The following is a 16475-nucleotide window of genomic DNA, read 5'->3' on the forward strand; positions in this document are numbered from 1 at the left end:
AAGGGTATCGCTTTTTCATTACAAGACTACTGTGAATTAGTGGACACAACAGGGCGAGTTATCAGAAAAGACAAAGCAGGATATATAGACCATCACCAAAGTCCTATTTTACAAAGGTTAGGACTAGACAGTGAACAATGGATAACCCTCACTACAGAGTTCGAACAACACTTTTACTATGCAGCAGGCAGTGAGCAAATGATGCGAGTATTTGCAGGCCATACGAACCACAAACGTATACGAGGAATAGGCAAGGCTAAAACCTTACTCAAACGAGCCTAGCTTCAATACTTAACCAAACACTCTGCTAACACATCCACCATCAAGCCTTCGCTCGGCTGCAATTCAGGTAAATAGCCTAGTTTTATCAACTGAAAACAGGCGTTTGTAATATTCACTCAAAGTCTCAATCCAGAGCCAAAAAATCACTCATATATTGGTAATTAAATAGACGAATTTATGTCAGTATTTTATTTTGGGTGTCAAAATATCTTTTATTGCTATTAACGATCGAATTAGGGGATGAAGTTTATAAATATATATTTTAAAATCAAAGTATTACGGGGCTTTTAGTTACTTGAAAGTCACAGAGTTAATGACTGCCTTTCTAACCTTTTCTACTGGTTAGTAACAGGTTCAGGTCATAAATTAGCGTTAAGGTTAATATTTAAAATGATACAAAAAAACAATAACCACGCGCTAAAGCAGGAGACTTGTTCGTCGTGACGATCCATTCCACAAGCATGCTTGATAGCTTGCCTCATTTGCCAGAAAAAAAGCTCGACGAGTCAGGTAACCTTGCCGCTGCTGACTTTACCTCTCCAGTGCCCTTTATTGTGCGCGGTATGGTTCGTGACTGGCCAGTTGTTAAGGCTGCGCAACAGTCTTCTGATGCGCTGCGCTCTTATTTGCTTGGATACTATAGTCAGAAGCCTGTGATGGTATCGAGTGGACCACCTGAAATTGGCGGGCGAGTTTTTTACAAAGACGATATGTCCTTAAACATTAAGATGCTAAAGGCTGATTTACGAGAAGTATTCTCTAAAATTGCAGCGTCTGAAGATGATCTAGAGCAACTGTGTCTTTATGTGGCTGCCGCAAATGTTGATACCTATTTTCCAGGCTTGCTTAAAGCTAACCCAATCAATCTTGGCGGACATAAAGCTAATGGTTGGGCATGGATGGGCACACGCACTCAAATTGCACCGCACAATGATTCTACTTATAACCTTGCCTGTGTGGTAGGCGGTCGTAGACGATTTGTTGTGTTTCCACCAGACCAATTTCGAAACCTGTATTTAGGCCCAATTGACAACACCCCCGCGGGGCGAACCATATCTATGGTGGATGCTAGAAACCCTGATTTCGAAAAATTCCCCCGTTTTAAACAAGCTTTAGACGTTGCCCAAGTAGCGGATCTTGAACCGGGAGATGCCATCTATATGCCGCCACTTTGGTGGCATCATGTGGATGGCTTAGAGCCATTCAACATGTTGCTCAATTTTTGGTGGCGGGTTTCGCCGAAATACCTTGGTTTACCAGCTCCAGCCCTTGACCATGCCATTCTTTCAATTCGTGACCTATCCCAAAGTGAAAGAAAGTACTGGCGTGATATGTTCGATTACTACGTGTTTGACGCGGACGAAGACAGCGTAGCGCATATACCTAAAGATAAACGTGGCCTTTTAGGCCCCATTACTCCGCAAATGGTGCAGACTATACGTGCTAAGTTAAAAGGCTATTTTCAGCGGTAGTAACCTTAATCATAAATGGGGCTGATTCATTGGGATTATTGAAGGCCTTCAATAGCGTGAGGGTACTTAAGTTAAGCTACAGTTTTGTGTACATAATAGTCACGGACGGGGTCTATTTTACGGTGTGTAGGGTGGTAAAATGCACTGCCACTGGAATGTCTTCTGGGATGTTTAAGCGGGTTTTTTCTTGTAGGTTTTTGATAATGGCGTCAATTGAACGGCCCGTTGCAAATAGATGGTCGACGATAACTAGCTTGTCAGTATGCAGAACCTTTTTTAATTAAATAAGGTCGTGTACTTGTACTAAAGGTGATTTTTTATCAATACAACATCTACATAGTAGAGTGTCCAGATTACTTTCATTACATGGCTATAGAGAGTAGTGTAATTTCACTTCTTCTATAAAATTGCTCCATATTGGGTCTGGTTTCCAGATAGACTCCATTTCTGCTCGTGCTTTATTTTCATTGACATTTAACTGGGTGATTTTATATAAATAAGTGAATACCGCTCCTCGCCAATTGAGTTTGCAATGAGTAAGAGTGACATTGTCATTTTCTAAATTAAGATTCATAGCGGTGACATATTCTAAAAAGTTATTGATAGTAGGGTTCTGCCATTCTACTTGGATATTTAAATAATTTAGGTCTAACTACATCAAGTAGCGCAATCTCTTCATTTCTGTTACCAGGTATTAGATCAATGATGTGGCTGACTCCAAGCTTTTTAAAAGCCCTGAACTCTTTATCTGAGGGTAAGCCTGAACTTATCATGTTCATTGAGTTAACCTGAATGTTCGTCACATCTTTAAGTGATTCTGGAATGGTGATTGAGTTATTTGTGCTATTAATTGCCAATAAACCGCTGCTGAATATGCTGAGCCACGTTAAAACGAGTAATTTCATTTACATTCTTCCTTTCCAATAAATGCTACTTTACGAATATAATTAATGTTAGCTATTGTTTTTTATATCCTCGATATCAGCGTTTAGCAATATTTAATATTAATACTTAATAAAACGAAATAGTGTAACGAAAAAGAATATGTAGGGGCTGGTTCGTTGAAACCATGAATAACTTAGCTTCTTGGTGATGTTTTGGGGTTACTTAACCAATTTTGACATTTTTCTAAAAATTACACTTCCTGTGAAATCTCTTTATTTTTTATATCTATCGACGCTAAACGAAGTGAAGCAAGGGCTTATTATCAGGCTATAGCTATTAATCAGCCAACCACTGAATATAGTTGGCGTGTCGGGATTCAGATTTAATGTAGAGTTTTCATTTTTCCCTATTTTCGTGATTTTTAACTTGATATACCTGCACTTGATCACGACCATTTTGTTTGGCGAAGTAAAGCGCTTGATCGGCATGGCTGAGCATCTTATCGTATTCGTGTCTTTCTTTGTTATCAGTTAAACCTATACTTATTGTAATACTAAGATCATCCGCGAGATGAGATAAGTTCTGCTTTTTAATTGTTAATCTAACTAGCTCACAAAAATCATAGGCCTTTTCTACATCATTATTTATTAGTAATGTGAATTCCTCACCTCCCCACCGCGCGAGTTTTATTTGTTGTGAGCTTTTTTGGGCTAAATCTAAAAGCGTATCAGCGACTTTTTTAATAACTTTATCGCCAGTAAGGTGTGAATATTCATCGTTAACGCTTTTAAAATGATCAATATCTAATATAGCTATGGTTAACGGTTTACTGTTTTTGTTAGCCTCTTTTAAGTCATCATTACACCATTCATCAAAAGCTCTTCGGTTACATAAACCTGTCAATTGGTCATGTTTAGCTTGGTAAGAAAACAACTCAGATTGAGTTTGTAGTTCTAGTGTTTGCTGCGCAACGAGTTCTTTCAACTTTATTTGACTGCGTTGAATCGAGACCATTCTGTAACGATAAATTATGTATAAAGATAGGAGTAAGAGGATAACGATAATTAACTTGAACCAAGTAGTTTGCCAGTAATAAGGTGTGATAATAAGGTTAATGGTTGCAACCTTGTCTTGCCATTTTCCATTCGGATATTTTGCTCGCATATGAAAAGTATAATTACCCGGTGTTAAGCTAGTAAATTCAGTGAATGTATTTTTATGCTTATTTTTCCATTCTTTATCAAACCCAACTAACTTTGTTTGATAAGAAATATGTTTAGGCATCAAATATCCTAAACCTGCATAGTGGATGGTAATTTGAGATGTTCCTGCAGGTAATGTAACTGAGGGTTTTATAGGGTAATATTTTCCGTCTACTTCGAGTTGTTCTATGACGACAGGAATTGATGTTTGTGACATTGTTTTTAATCTTGATTCATCGATGTAACTCACACCTTTGGCCGTAGCAACCCACACATTGCCATCATTATGGAGTGTTGCAGAAGGTGTTGAACCACTATTGATTTGAAAATTTAGTAGACTAAAGCCCTGAGAAAAAAAATTATAATCAACATATTGGGTACTTTTTTGAAGCACATCATGTATCGCACTTTTGTTTACATTAATGACACCATTATTACTGGTGAGCCAAAAAGTGTCGGTTTTGTCTTCAACTATTTGAAATATTTTGTCTACTGGTAAGCCATCTTCTTTAGTGACGGCGCTTACTGCATTTGTGACTACATCAATATTGACTAATCCTCTATCTGTTGCCATCCAAAGAGTATTATTTTCTACGTGAAAACCAAACACGTATTCTGCATCGAGTGTATCATCCAAACTAAATGTTTGAATGTCCCCCTGACTAAATGAGGCAATGCCTTCAACGGTACCTATCCATATTTTACCCGATTCATCCTCAGCAAGAGCCATAATAAAATTTGCTGGTAAGCCACGTTCTTTATTAAATATTTCAATGTCATTATTAGGTGAGGCTTTAACTAATCCGTAAGTGGTACCAATCCAAATGTTTTTAGATGAATCAACCAAAATACTTCTAACTTCGTTACTTGGTAATCCATCCTTAGTTGTCAATAATTCCTCAAGGCCATTCTCAGTCGTAATGAATAGGCCGCTATGATATGTACCAACTAGTACTTGTTTGTCTGGAGCTTCTGCCAAACTCAATATAGATAACTTTTTATCTGTTGAAGTCTCGTTAATAGAGCTGATTACATTATTATTTAATTTATTTAACCCTTTGCTAGTGCCTATCCATAAACTTCCGTCAGAATGAGATAATATACTACGTACATAGTTACCAGATAAGCCGTGCTTTGTTGTGACCGTAACAAAAGGAACTTCTCTTAAGCGAAATAAACCACTGTTTGTACCAATCCAAATACTGCGTTCTTTATCTTGAAAAAGTGTAGATATTTTGTTTTTAGGTAAATCCGTTTGATTACTTAATTGCTCTAGCTTGTTATGACTGAGTCTAAATAGTCCTCTATTATCTGTGCCTATCCAAAGGTTATGTGCAGAGTCTTCTAATAAACTGTTAACCCTATCGTTAACAAGTTGTGTATGCAAAGATTGAAAATTCCCGTCTATAAATTTATAAACGCCTTGTTGAGTCGCAACGACTAAGTGATTGTCGTGTGTCAATATCAGGTCTTGCACTGACTTATTGGGTAAACCATATTTTTGATCAAAGTGGCGAACTATTGTTTTGTCTGTTACTGAAAATACCCCCTTGTTAGTCGCAACCCAGATAATACCTTTGTTATCTTGTAATATTTTATAGGCACGTATATCGCTAATAATAACGGTGTCTTGGTGTGTTTTCATATCGCGATATACTAAACCTTGACCTTCTAATGCTAACCATAGATTTTGATTACTGTCGTAAATAGCGTGGTTAATCATAGCTTCTGCAGGTTGGCCTGGTGACCATTGATTTTTGTAACGTTCTGATAGGCCACCTCGTGCCCCCGCGACTAATAACTTACCCGACGGGGTTGCTGTTAAGCTTTTGACCGCTGAATCAGGAAGGCCAGCGCTTGACCCTCTGGAAAATATTGTAAATTCTCTGCCATTAAAACGAGCGAATCCACCCCAAGTTGCTATCCACAAGTAACCGTCAGATGTTTGTGAGATTGCATTAATACCATTGTGTGGTAGGCCATCACCTGTATTCCATGTTTCGGTAAAATAACTGGATAAAGGCAATGTTTCTTCAGCTGCTGATAAATTAGCTGAATGAAAAGAGATCACGAGTAGTACAAATGTAAAAATGTTAATATTGATAAGTGAGTACTTCAAAAAAGAGGCTCATTATTATGAATTTTATAACTGATAGTTTAGCAACGTTCTTGAGGTTGAGGCATTTATTTAAGGTATGTCACTTTTTGGAAAGATATATTTTATGCATGGCACACAACTTTGAGTTTGTTACATCTAATGGAATCTGGTGTGTCTGCATAATTACCTATTTAAACAATGCTGCAGCTAACAAACTTTGCACATCTTTGAATATAGTATTGGTGAAGCATACTACTTAAACTCTAAACGGCTCAGATAAATGTTAGGCTAAGGATTAGGCAAGCGCTCTTTGACTATTTCGTAAAGTTCTGGTCTGTGTTCTGCCATTTCTTCTACTGTTAAGCCTTCAAGAGAGTGAGGGTACTTAAGCCAAGCTGCGGTTTCGTGTACATAATAGTCTGGTATGCGGTCTACTTCACGGCGTGTAGGTTTGTAAAATGGCACGGCTACGCGAATGTCTTCTGGCATGTTTAAGCGGGTTTTTTCTTGTAGGTTTTTGATAATGGCTTCAATTGAACGGCCGGTATCAAATACATCGTCGACGATAAGTAGCTTGTCACAATGTTGAACTTTTTTAATTAAGTAATTGAGGTCGTGTACTTTTACTTCTCGTGATTGTTTATCGATACCTGCTGCATAAGACGAGGTTCTAATGGCAATGTTATCTGTCTCTATGCCGTGATAACTTAAGAATTCTTGAACTGCAATACCAATAGGGGCGCCGCCACGCCACACGGCAATAATAAAAGTAGGGCGGTATCCGCTGTCAAAAACTAGCTTAGCAAGTTTGAACGAGTCAGCTAGCAGCTGCTCACCGGTTAAATAGGTTTTTTCCATTACAACCTCATAATGAGTCGAATTATTGACAATATTGCCCGTATAATAAAGCTATCTGCCTGAACAAGAAAGTTGATATGAGTATGAAAAAAGTATTTCTCGATGAGAACACCTTAATTGAAGATTCCTTCCGCCTTGGTGTACAAATATTTGAGCAGGGTTATCGCCCAACTTTTATTGTTGGGCTATGGAGAGGAGGTAGTGCAGTGGGTATCTATGTTCAGGAGTGTTTGCAGACGTTAGGTGTTGAGACTGACCACATTTCAATTCGTACATCCTATAGAGGTTTGCCGAGTTATGAATCTATGCTGGCAGAGCCAGAAAACATTCGTATTCACGGTACTCAATATCTAATCGAAAACTTAAATGAAGATGACTCTTTGTTGATTGTTGATGATGTATATAGCTCAGGTCACAGTATCGATGCGACGATTCAGCGCCTAAAACGACAGTTAAAACGTAATTTTCCAAAAGAAGTGAAAATAGCGACCTTGTTTAGCCGACCAAGTTACCAGCGCACTAATATAAAACCAGATTTTTGCTTGCATGAAACTGAAGACTGGCTGGTGTTTCCCTATGAGCTTAAAGGTTTAACCAATGACGAAATTCTGCAGCACAAACCTTATGTTGCAGATTTGGTCTAGGGTTTCTATTTGAGGCACTCGGAAGGCTTGTTTCAATCATATTAAATTTACGAAAAGGCTATTGAATTACATGGCGAACCAACCAATTACTGACATTTCTACAAGTGTTTACACTCTTGATGATTTAGCTCAGTTAACAGATTACTCTTTGATGGATAATCTCAATTGCGATCCAAATGCCACCGAAACGGGTGATGATTATGAAGCCAGGCAGGTGTTTTCTGGGCACTATGTACCTGTTAAACCAACGGCTTTACCTAATCCTAAATATGTGGCTCACAGTAACAGCTTGTTTGCTGAGTTAGGGTTTGATGACAGCCTAGCGAAAACAGAAGCTTTTACTCGGTTATTTTCTGGTGATATCTCTGATGTACCAGCACCTATGCGAAAAGTGGGTTGGGCTACAGGTTATGCCTTGTCTATCTACGGTACTGAGTATATTCAGCAATGTCCTTTTAGAACCGGTAATGGTTATGGCGACGGTCGGGCTATGTCCGTGGTTGAAGCGGTTATAAATGGCAACCGTTGGGAGATGCAGTTAAAAGGGGGTGGGCCTACGCCTTATTGCCGAGGGGGAGACGGCAGAGCAGTTATACGTTCAAGTATTAGAGAGTTTTTAGCTCAGGAGCACATGCATGCTTTGGGAGTGCCGACGTCACGCTCATTGTGTCTATTTATATCTGAGTCAGAGCAGGTGTTGCGCCCTTGGTATTCTGAAGGCTCATACGCCACAAACCCTGATAGAAATGTAGCTAATCCAGTTGCTATTTCAACCCGAGTCGCGCCTTCGTTTTTGCGGGTAGGTCAATTAGAGCTATTTGGCCGTCGGGCTCGCTTCAACACACATGCTGATGCCTTAAAAGAGTTAGAGATGATAGTGCACCATTTGATTGAGCGGGAGTACTCAAAAGAGGTCAATCAAGCGCTTTCACTTACAGAGCAAATTTTGCAATTAGTACCGGCATTTTGTGAGCGGCTAACCACCTTAGTTAGCCACTGGATGCGAGTAGGGTATTGCCAAGGTAATTTTAATAGCGATAACTGCGCATGTGGTGGTTATACCCTTGATTATGGCCCTTTTGGGTTTACCGAATGTTTTGAACCTTACTTCCAACCTTGGACTGGCGGCGGGCAACACTTTTCGTTTTTCAATCAAGGGGCTGCGGCTAAAACTAACTTCGATATGTTTTGCAAAGCACTGCAGCCGTTACTCGCATCTGACTCCGCTGCACTAGAATCTTTAGCGCATATAAATCAAGGGTTTGATACCGCCATGGAACATAAGATGGAAGTTATGTGGGCGTCTAAACTTGGGCTTAAGTCTTTTGATGATGAGCTGTTTACTCAGCTGCTTGAACTCATGAGGCAAACTTTTGTGGATTACACTATTTTCTTCCGTGAACTATCAAATATTCCTGAGAATGTATCTGCGCTAAGTAAGAGTTTCTATGGTCCTCTAACCCAAACCTTGTCTGTTAAATGGACAGCTTGGCTACAAAAATGGCATGAGTTACTGAATATAGGCGAAGACAAACAGCAGAAGTCATACATAGCAGAGCAGATGCAACAAGCTAACCCTAAGTATACGTGGCGAGAATGGTTGGTTGTACCTGCATATCAACAAGCAAGTCATGGGGACTTTTCTCTTGTTCATGAATTACAACAGGTCTTAACCCAGCCATACAATGAACAAGCATCAGAGATTGAAAGCAAATATAACCGTTTAAAACCTCAAGTTTATTTTGATGCTGGAGGGGTATCTCACTACAGTTGTTCTTCTTAAAGTTAGATGATAACTGTAGGTGCTGCAAAAGAGGGAAAGTAGTAATACAGCTTAGGATAGTGAGTAACCTAAGCTGTATGTTTTCAGCTTAAATGACTATTAGTTAAAAAGCCCTTTTAGTTTGTCACTTGCTTTTTCTAGCAACTTTTCTTTCGCTTGATCTTTTAATTTATCTTTAGCTTCTTTTTTTGCTTCAGTAATCACGTTATCAAGCATAGCGTCGGCAATGGCTAATCCTACTTGGTCAGCTGGTATTCCGTTCGGCTTTCCTATAGAGCCTGCGTTAAATGTAGGAAGAGTGATTTCGTAGGCTTTTTGTTCTGGGTTTAAGTCCCCTAAGTCTACATTTTCGAAGTCTAATTTAAGTTTAAGATCACTCACTGTTACGTTTTCAACAATAACGAGTGGCGATGGTGTGTCACTGGTTGTGCTTGGTTCACTTGTGGATGTGGGTAGATTTTTTTGTATATTGTCTTTCAGAACAATCAAATTACCTTGCCCAGATGCATCCAATTCGTACAGCATTTCTGGAGCGTTAATACTGACGTTTTGCACTGTGTAGGGTTCACTGGTAATTGAACCAAGGTCCAGAGTTATATTATGTATGCTAAATGCATCTTCATCACTAAACCCATCAGGGTTCTCAACATCTAAGTCACTAATTGTTAAACGCCCTTCACCTAAGGCAAGTTCAACGTTAAAAACTGACACTTTTGTTTCTAGATAGTTGCTACCTTGCTGTTCGATTTGGGTTTTTATAATCCCCCCTGCATCGTTGATAACGTACCAAACTCCCGCAACAACTATACCTAGTATTAGTGCGATGATTATGAGTGCTTTTTTCATCTTAGCTCCTTTTAATGTACTTAAGTTAAACATGCCATAACGACATATGTATGATGAATATTAACAAGGATGAAGCCTGCATACACGTATAAAAGTCTACATGGTCATTTACTAAGCAAAATCAAATTGACTTCAATTGCGCTCTGTCACCAAGGATTTGTGGTTGGATTAGATTGCACTTTACGATTTCGACAGCCTTTTTATTCAGAACTGAAAATTCAATGTATAGCCAAATTATCAAAGATTTATAGGCCCCTTGCTCAGTAAGAAAATACGATTATACGGATAAACTTTTGTCGCTGATAAAGCACTTTTAAATAATGTTTGTAGTCTTCCAACTACCTTACCAAGTTGTTAATTCTTTAGCTTAAAGGTTTTAATAGCAGTTGTTATTATATAACATAACATGCATGTAGCGATGGAAAAAAACAATAAAGGCAGGGATATGCGGAACTTAGAACAGGTTCTTGCTCATGCTGAAAACCATTGTGAAAACAATGGTTCGCGTTTGACTATTAAGCGTAAGCAAGTTCTAACGGGGTTATTAATATCAGATAAGGCATTATCTGCTTATGAGTTAATTGATTTTTGTAAGGGAGAATTTGGGGAAACATTACAACCCATGTCTATGTATCGAATCTTAGATTTCCTTAACAATCAGGATTTGGTCCATAAGCTAAACCTAGCCAACAAGTATGTTGCATGTGAATACATAAATTGTAACCACGAGCATCTGGTATCTCAATTTCTGATTTGTGTGGAATGCCAAAGTGTTAAAGAGATAAATATCAGTAAAACTGTCATGACAGAGCTACAGAGAAATGTGTTGCAAGTAGGATTTCATCTTGTCAGACCTCAGTTGGAAATGAATTGTATTTGTGATGCTTGCATTACCAGCCAAGCTTAAAAGTTTCAGCAAGAAAACCACTAGTAAAGATATTTACGCAATAAAATGTTCAAGAATGTTTGATTGGTAAATTTTGGCGTGAGAAAGAGGGTGACTATTCTAGACGTTGGAATGGGACATATTGGCTCAAAAAAAATAGGCTATTTGAGAATGAAACATGAATTTTTTCAGGCAAGAGAAAACTTGTCTGACAAAACGATATTAAATTTGTCAGAGGTTGTTGATAACTTAGCATTTAACGAACAAGGTTTGATCCCAGTGATCACGCAAGATGCAATTAGTATGGATGTGTTGATGTTCGCGTGGATGAACAAGCAATCTTTAAAGCAAACGCTACTCACAAAAAAGGTGACCTATTGGTCACGAAGTCGACAACAGCTATGGGTAAAAGGTGAAACTAGTGGCCATACTCAGTCACTTGTTTCTATGGCTTTTGATTGCGACGGCGACACTATATTGTGCAAGGTGGAGCAGTCTGGAGCTGCATGTCACACAGGTCGTGCTCACTGCTTTTATTTTGATGTAGATATCGAAAATAAACGCGTTATGGTTTGTGGAGATGCCAGTATATGACACAGTCAACACTTATAAAAAACGCCCAAATAGTGAATGAGGGTAAAACAATTGAAGCAGATGTAATGATTCAAAATCAACACATCAGTCTTGTTAAAAGTGAAATTTTAGCGTCACCTAAAGATAAAATAATCGAGGCAAATGGTCAGTTTCTAATTCCAGGTATGATTGACGACCAAGTTCACTTTCGAGAGCCAGGTTTAACCCATAAAGGTAGTATTTTTAGTGAGTCTCGGGCTGCTGTTATGGGTGGCATCACGAGTTTTATGGAGATGCCTAATGTAAATCCAGCCACCACTTCTATTGAGGCTCTAGAGAAAAAGTTTGAGATTGCTTCGCAGCATTCTGTTGCTAATTACTCTTTTTATTTAGGAGCAACAGAGGATAATTTAGAGCAAATTAAATTATTAGACCCTAAAAAACACTGTGGTGTTAAAGTTTTTATGGGCGCTTCAACCGGCGATTTATTGGTAGAACATCCTCAAGCCTTAGATGCTATTTTTAGAGACAGTCCAATACTAATTGTTACCCATTGCGAAAGTAGTCCCATTATAAGTAGCAACTTAGAGTTATTTCGTAATCAAAGGCGTACCCCAAACATAACCGACCATCCTATTATTCGAGATACAGAGGCTTGTTATGCTTCATCATCTTATGCGGTGGCACTTGCTAAAAAGTATCACAGTCAGTTACATGTTTTGCACATCACCTCAGAAAAAGAATTAGCGTTATTCGATCCCGGTCCCATTGAAAGTAAACATATCACTGCAGAAGCATGTATACACCACCTTTGGTTTACCAGCCAAGATTACCCTCGTTTAGGGAACTTAATAAAGTGTAACCCGGCTATAAAGTCGCCAACAGATCGAGATGCACTGATAAAGGCGATACATAGTAATCAGATTGATATTATTGCTACCGACCATGCTCCCCACACATGGCAAGAAAAACAAGCAGAGTATCCCCAAGCTCCCGCGGGTTTACCTTTGGTGGAGCATGCATTATTGAGCTTATTTGACCACGTAAAGCATAAGCGTTTGACTCTTGAGCAAGTAATAGAAAAAACAGCTCATAACCCTGCTAAGCGTTATGGAATAGAAAACCGTGGTTATATTCGCGAAGGTTATTTTGCTGATTTAGTGTTAGTGGATACAGATAAAACCACAAACGTAAGCCACCAGAATACCCATTACAAATGTGGCTGGACACCTTTTGATGGTCATCAATTTTCCTCAAAAATCGAAAGTACTTGGGTCAACGGCCAACAAGTGTTTGATGGCAACCAAGTTAATGAAAAAGTTAGCTCATCAATGCGGCTCACTTTTAACCGATAATCTAGGATCAATATTTTGCAAAAACGTGTGTTACCCGATGTTACTTCAGACTCAAATGCAGGCACTCCCTCCTATTTAAAATGGGTTGGAATGGAAGACATAGCAATACCTATCACTCTGTGTTTGCAAGGCAGTAAGCAACAGACAATTGCCGCTAAAGCTAAAGTTTATGTGAGCTTGGAAAAACCTGAGGCGAAAGGGATACATATGTCGCGCCTGCACTATGTTGTTAATCAACTTGCAGAGCAAGAATGTAGTAAATTTGCCATAACGAACTTATTAAACGACCTAATAGCCTCGCAAAATGGTATTGGGTTTAAAGCTAAGATTGAGCTAACTTTTGATGCATTGCTGAATAAACCTGCATTGTTAAGCGGTGAGAGCGGATTTCAGTCGTATCCTGTGACTATTATTGCGGAAAAAACAGCGTCAGGCCTTTTTTGTAAACTTGAACTTACCATCCCGTATTCTAGCACTTGCCCATGCTCCGCGTCGCTGGCGCGGCAGTTGTATGCTGATGCGATTAGTGACAGGTTTCAAGCTGAGACGATCAATAAATCACAGCTTTTGGAGTGGGTGGAGTCTGCTGCTGGTACAGTAGCTACACCTCATAGTCAAAGGTCATATGCCTATGTACAACTATCTTTAGGTAATAATGATTGGCCCAATATCTCTAAGCTAATCTTCCAGCTTGAAGATATTATTGGTACGCCAGTACAAACTGCAGTAAAGCGTATTGATGAGCAGGCCTTTGCTAAGCTGAATGCAGAAAACTTAATGTTTTGTGAAGATGCTGCGCGGAATTTAAAAGCTGGTTTAGATACCATGGATTTTGTACAAGACTATTGGTTTAAAATGGAGCATCAAGAAAGTTTACATGCTCACAACGCTGTAGTGATTGATCAAAAGTTCTAAATCAAGAAAGTAAGTGCACTCATAAATTATGAGTGCTCACTATATTGGTATTTATTTCACCTCATGGTGTATTTATAGTGTGAACTTTCGGTAATTCCTTATTCATCTTCAAAAACGCTAACTTGGTTGCGACCGTTCTTTTTACTCTCGTACAGTGCTTGGTCTGCATGTTTAAATATTTTCTCATCGTCATTTTCAGCTTGAAAATTACAACATATTCCAAAACTAGCAGAAATACTTATATCACTTAAATCATCTTCGAAAGTTAGGGCGTCAACAGCAGCACGACATTTTTCTATTCGTTCTTTTGCGTCATCTAGGGTGCAGTTCTCTAAAATTATTGCAAATTCTTCGCCGCCAATTCTAGCAAAGGGGTCATTTGTTCTAATTTGTGTTTTAACGGTTTCACATACTTTTTTTATTACAATATCCCCAGCAGCATGGCCGTATTTGTCGTTTACAATTTTAAACTTGTCTAAATCAAATATAACTAAACAATGGTTCAGTTTGTTTCGATGGGAGTTAAGCAACTTACGTAAATGTTGGTCAAACCAACGGCGGTTACCGATATTTGTAAGCCCGTCTTTAAAAGCGTCTCGTCTAAAGTTTGCTGCTCGTTTATAGATGACTATAGTGGTAATGATCGCTATTAAGACAACTAATACAATAGAGATAATTAATAATTTAATTTTGCTATCGTCTAGCCGAGCCCTTAATTCATTAAGCTCATTGGTACGGGTTAAGTTACCGATTTGATTTTGCCTATCTAAACTTTTAAATTTCGCTGCTTGGTAAGCGAGTTGATTGTTTAATTTGTTATCCATTACGCGTTTAGATATGTAATCTAAGCGATTAAAATAGTTTGCAGCTTGTTCAAACTCTTTTTGTTGCAAAGAGATTAGTGCTAACTCTCGCAGTGCAATCTGTTCACTGTCATCATCATCACTTGCCTGCAAACACAGTTTTAGTTCTTCTAGTGCTTCATCTAGTTTACCAATACGTCTTGCTGACCTACCTATTAGCATTCGGGCAGAGTAGATATAGCTGTCAAACCCTAGTGATTCAAAATCAGTAAAATATTTCTTAATAAAATTATATGCTGCTAGTGGTTCTTCGTTCTCCAGCAAGTATTCTGTGTGATTTAAATATAACAAATAAATAAACAACTCTTGCTGGGCGTCTTTACATGCGGAGATCCCTTTTTCAAGAGTGTCTCTGTCTATTTGGCGATTGCCAGATAGACCGACTGTGGCGTAAATAAAGCAGCGTTGAGTTGATGTATTTGAAGTGGTAATTGCTTTTTCGCCAAACTCGGCGGCTGTTTCATAATCTTCGAGCTCTGCATAAAGGTTTGCAGCTCCAGCATAAACAGTGGCAACTACCTCTTTGTTTTCGTAATTATGGGTTAAGGCTAGGGCATGAAATATATGATTAAAGGCCTGCTCTAAATCGAAATTAAGATTAAATATATTAGACAAGAGCTGGTCAGAAATTATAGCTATTTGCACATCTGTACTTTGTGCAGACATTTTTGCAAGCTCTATGGCCTTAGTCGCATCGTCATCAGAAATTAACGCTCTTCTAGCCTGTAGATAGGTGAGGAAGTCTTGCTGAATAGTGGTTAAGTCTTTTGTTTCAAGAACAGAAAGTAATCGATTATATTCTGCTCTATCTTGGTTTCTAATCTCATAGGCTTTATCTAAAAGGGGCTGCTCTGCTTCTCCTCCCCAAGAAAACTCTGTGGTTACCAATAACATGAAGGTTGCAAGATACTTTTTAATTGCCACTTAGCTCTCCATTTGGGCATTCACTATTAACGAACTTGATGAAATTGTATTAGCCTAAAGTATAACGTAATTAGTCTAAATAATTAATATTTATAGAAAAACTGGAAATAATTGGGTTATATCTCGAGTAATCCAGAGTACAACGCTCCCTTACCTAAATATCGATAGCTTAACTAAAAGTTGTGTTTGAGAGTTAACATTTAGCTTGATGAAAATTGACTTTAAATGGGTTTTTAAAGTGTTGAGTGTGACATTCAATTCGCTTGCTAAAGTGCTAAGGGTTTAACTCTTACATATTGGTATTTAGTCAAACAATAAAAAAAATCATCCTGTAAATGAGAGAACGCAATAACTAGAGTCACCTAATTTGCAGTCGTTTATGTAAGGTCTAAGTAACAAGGAGTTGTAACAATGAAGTTTATTAGTAAAAGTCTTTTATTTTGTACCGTCCTGACTCTATTTTCAGGATTATCATCAGCATCATTTGTTACCACTAAGATTGAAGGTCAATTTTTATTAGGTACTGTCATTTCTCTGAATGGTCAAGATATCACTTACGAAAATTTGGAAGCCTCCGGTGACGCTTTTGGGCTAGGCACTTCAGACATAGAGTTTGCAGTTGGGATATGTGATCCAAATTTTCCGCCTCCTGATGGATGTGGTGGTGCGACTTCTGTTGAAAGAGGAGGGGAGTCGAATAAACTTTCTTTTGATGGTTTAGGACTCAGAGAAGGCGGTATCCCTACTGACTCATTTCTAGTTGGCGAGTTTACTTTCGCAAACAATGATATTACTTGGGACTCATTTGTTATCCAAAGTCTTTTCTTGGAGGTTAGTGCAATTGAATGTGATTTGTTTGGAGAAAACTGTGATGAGTCAACAAGGCACA

14 protein-coding genes and 1 pseudogene are annotated in these 16475 nt (G+C 38.5%); 9 read left to right on the forward strand and 6 right to left on the reverse strand.

Going from position 1 to position 16475, the window contains the following annotated elements:
* Together ABJE44_RS12545 and ABJE44_RS12550 are read left to right on the forward strand one after the other, a co-directional pair.
* Positions 1 to 282: pseudogene (locus ABJE44_RS12545) on the forward strand (transposase); the annotation flags it as partial.
* A 440-nt stretch (positions 283 to 722) separates the two neighbouring features.
* Positions 723 to 1754: a cupin-like domain-containing protein gene (locus tag ABJE44_RS12550; RefSeq protein ID WP_348111316.1), complete on the forward strand. Its 1032-nt coding sequence runs from the start codon at positions 723 to 725 to the stop codon at positions 1752 to 1754.
* A gap of 370 nt (positions 1755 to 2124) precedes the next feature.
* On the opposite strand, the gene ABJE44_RS12555 is transcribed toward ABJE44_RS12550, so the two are convergent.
* The 4 genes from ABJE44_RS12555 to ABJE44_RS12570 all read right to left on the reverse strand — a co-directional run bounded on the left by ABJE44_RS12555 (position 2125) and on the right by ABJE44_RS12570 (position 6797).
* Positions 2125 to 2328 carry a hypothetical protein gene (locus ABJE44_RS12555; RefSeq protein WP_348111317.1) on the reverse strand — a complete coding sequence of 68 codons (204 nt, stop codon included), beginning with the start codon at positions 2326 to 2328 and terminating at the stop codon, positions 2125 to 2127.
* Between the two features lie 22 nt (positions 2329 to 2350).
* The gene (locus ABJE44_RS12560) at positions 2351 to 2659 is read right to left on the reverse strand and encodes a hypothetical protein (RefSeq protein ID WP_348111318.1); all 309 of its coding nucleotides are present in this window, start codon (positions 2657 to 2659) and stop codon (positions 2351 to 2353) included.
* Positions 2660 to 3035: 376 nt separating this feature from the next.
* On the reverse strand, positions 3036 to 5960 hold the full coding sequence (locus tag ABJE44_RS12565) for a two-component regulator propeller domain-containing protein (protein WP_348111319.1): 2925 nt from the start codon (positions 5958 to 5960) through the stop codon (positions 3036 to 3038).
* 267 nt (positions 5961 to 6227) lie between these two features.
* Positions 6228 to 6797 carry a phosphoribosyltransferase family protein gene (locus tag ABJE44_RS12570; RefSeq protein ID WP_348111320.1) on the reverse strand — a complete coding sequence of 190 codons (570 nt, stop codon included), beginning with the start codon at positions 6795 to 6797 and terminating at the stop codon, positions 6228 to 6230.
* Between the two features lie 77 nt (positions 6798 to 6874).
* Here ABJE44_RS12570 and ABJE44_RS12575 point away from each other — a divergent pair, with 77 nt between their 5' ends.
* Positions 6875 to 7441, forward strand: a complete 567-nt coding sequence (locus ABJE44_RS12575) for a phosphoribosyltransferase (RefSeq protein ID WP_348111321.1) — start codon at positions 6875 to 6877, stop codon at positions 7439 to 7441.
* A gap of 70 nt (positions 7442 to 7511) precedes the next feature.
* Positions 7512 to 9224, forward strand: coding sequence for a protein adenylyltransferase SelO family protein (locus ABJE44_RS12580; RefSeq protein WP_348111322.1), 1713 nt, complete (start codon positions 7512 to 7514; stop codon positions 9222 to 9224).
* Positions 9225 to 9323: 99 nt separating this feature from the next.
* Here the strand turns inward: ABJE44_RS12580 and ABJE44_RS12585 are convergent, their stop codons facing one another.
* Positions 9324 to 10070, reverse strand: a complete 747-nt coding sequence (locus ABJE44_RS12585; RefSeq protein ID WP_348111323.1) for a hypothetical protein — start codon at positions 10068 to 10070, stop codon at positions 9324 to 9326.
* 445 nt (positions 10071 to 10515) lie between these two features.
* On the opposite strand from ABJE44_RS12585, the gene ABJE44_RS12590 reads away from it, so the two are divergent.
* The 4 genes from ABJE44_RS12590 to folE2 all read left to right on the forward strand — a co-directional run bounded on the left by ABJE44_RS12590 (position 10516) and on the right by folE2 (position 13799).
* On the forward strand, positions 10516 to 10977 hold the full coding sequence (locus tag ABJE44_RS12590) for a transcriptional repressor (RefSeq protein ID WP_348111324.1): 462 nt from the start codon (positions 10516 to 10518) through the stop codon (positions 10975 to 10977).
* 150 nt (positions 10978 to 11127) lie between these two features.
* Positions 11128 to 11550: a phosphoribosyl-AMP cyclohydrolase gene (gene hisI / locus ABJE44_RS12595; RefSeq protein ID WP_348111325.1), complete on the forward strand. Its 423-nt coding sequence runs from the start codon at positions 11128 to 11130 to the stop codon at positions 11548 to 11550.
* Positions 11547 to 12884 (forward strand): dihydroorotase, encoded by a 1338-nt coding sequence (locus ABJE44_RS12600; RefSeq protein WP_348111326.1) that lies wholly within the window; start codon positions 11547 to 11549, stop codon positions 12882 to 12884. Before hisI ends, ABJE44_RS12600 begins: the two co-directional genes overlap by 4 nt.
* 15 nt (positions 12885 to 12899) lie before the next feature.
* Positions 12900 to 13799 carry a GTP cyclohydrolase FolE2 gene (folE2, locus tag ABJE44_RS12605; RefSeq protein ID WP_348111327.1) on the forward strand — a complete coding sequence of 300 codons (900 nt, stop codon included), beginning with the start codon at positions 12900 to 12902 and terminating at the stop codon, positions 13797 to 13799.
* Positions 13800 to 13897: 98 nt separating this feature from the next.
* Here folE2 and ABJE44_RS12610 read toward each other — a convergent pair whose 3' ends face one another.
* Positions 13898 to 15586 carry a GGDEF domain-containing protein gene (locus ABJE44_RS12610; RefSeq protein WP_348111328.1) on the reverse strand — a complete coding sequence of 563 codons (1689 nt, stop codon included), beginning with the start codon at positions 15584 to 15586 and terminating at the stop codon, positions 13898 to 13900.
* 411 nt (positions 15587 to 15997) lie between these two features.
* Between ABJE44_RS12610 and ABJE44_RS12615 the strand changes: the two genes are divergently transcribed.
* Positions 15998 to 16475 (forward strand): hypothetical protein (locus ABJE44_RS12615; protein WP_348120787.1); only part of this gene is annotated, 478 nt, incomplete at its 3' end.

Source organism: Paraglaciecola sp. (genome assembly GCF_039942875.1).
Classification (GTDB): Bacteria; Pseudomonadota; Gammaproteobacteria; order Enterobacterales; family Alteromonadaceae; genus Paraglaciecola.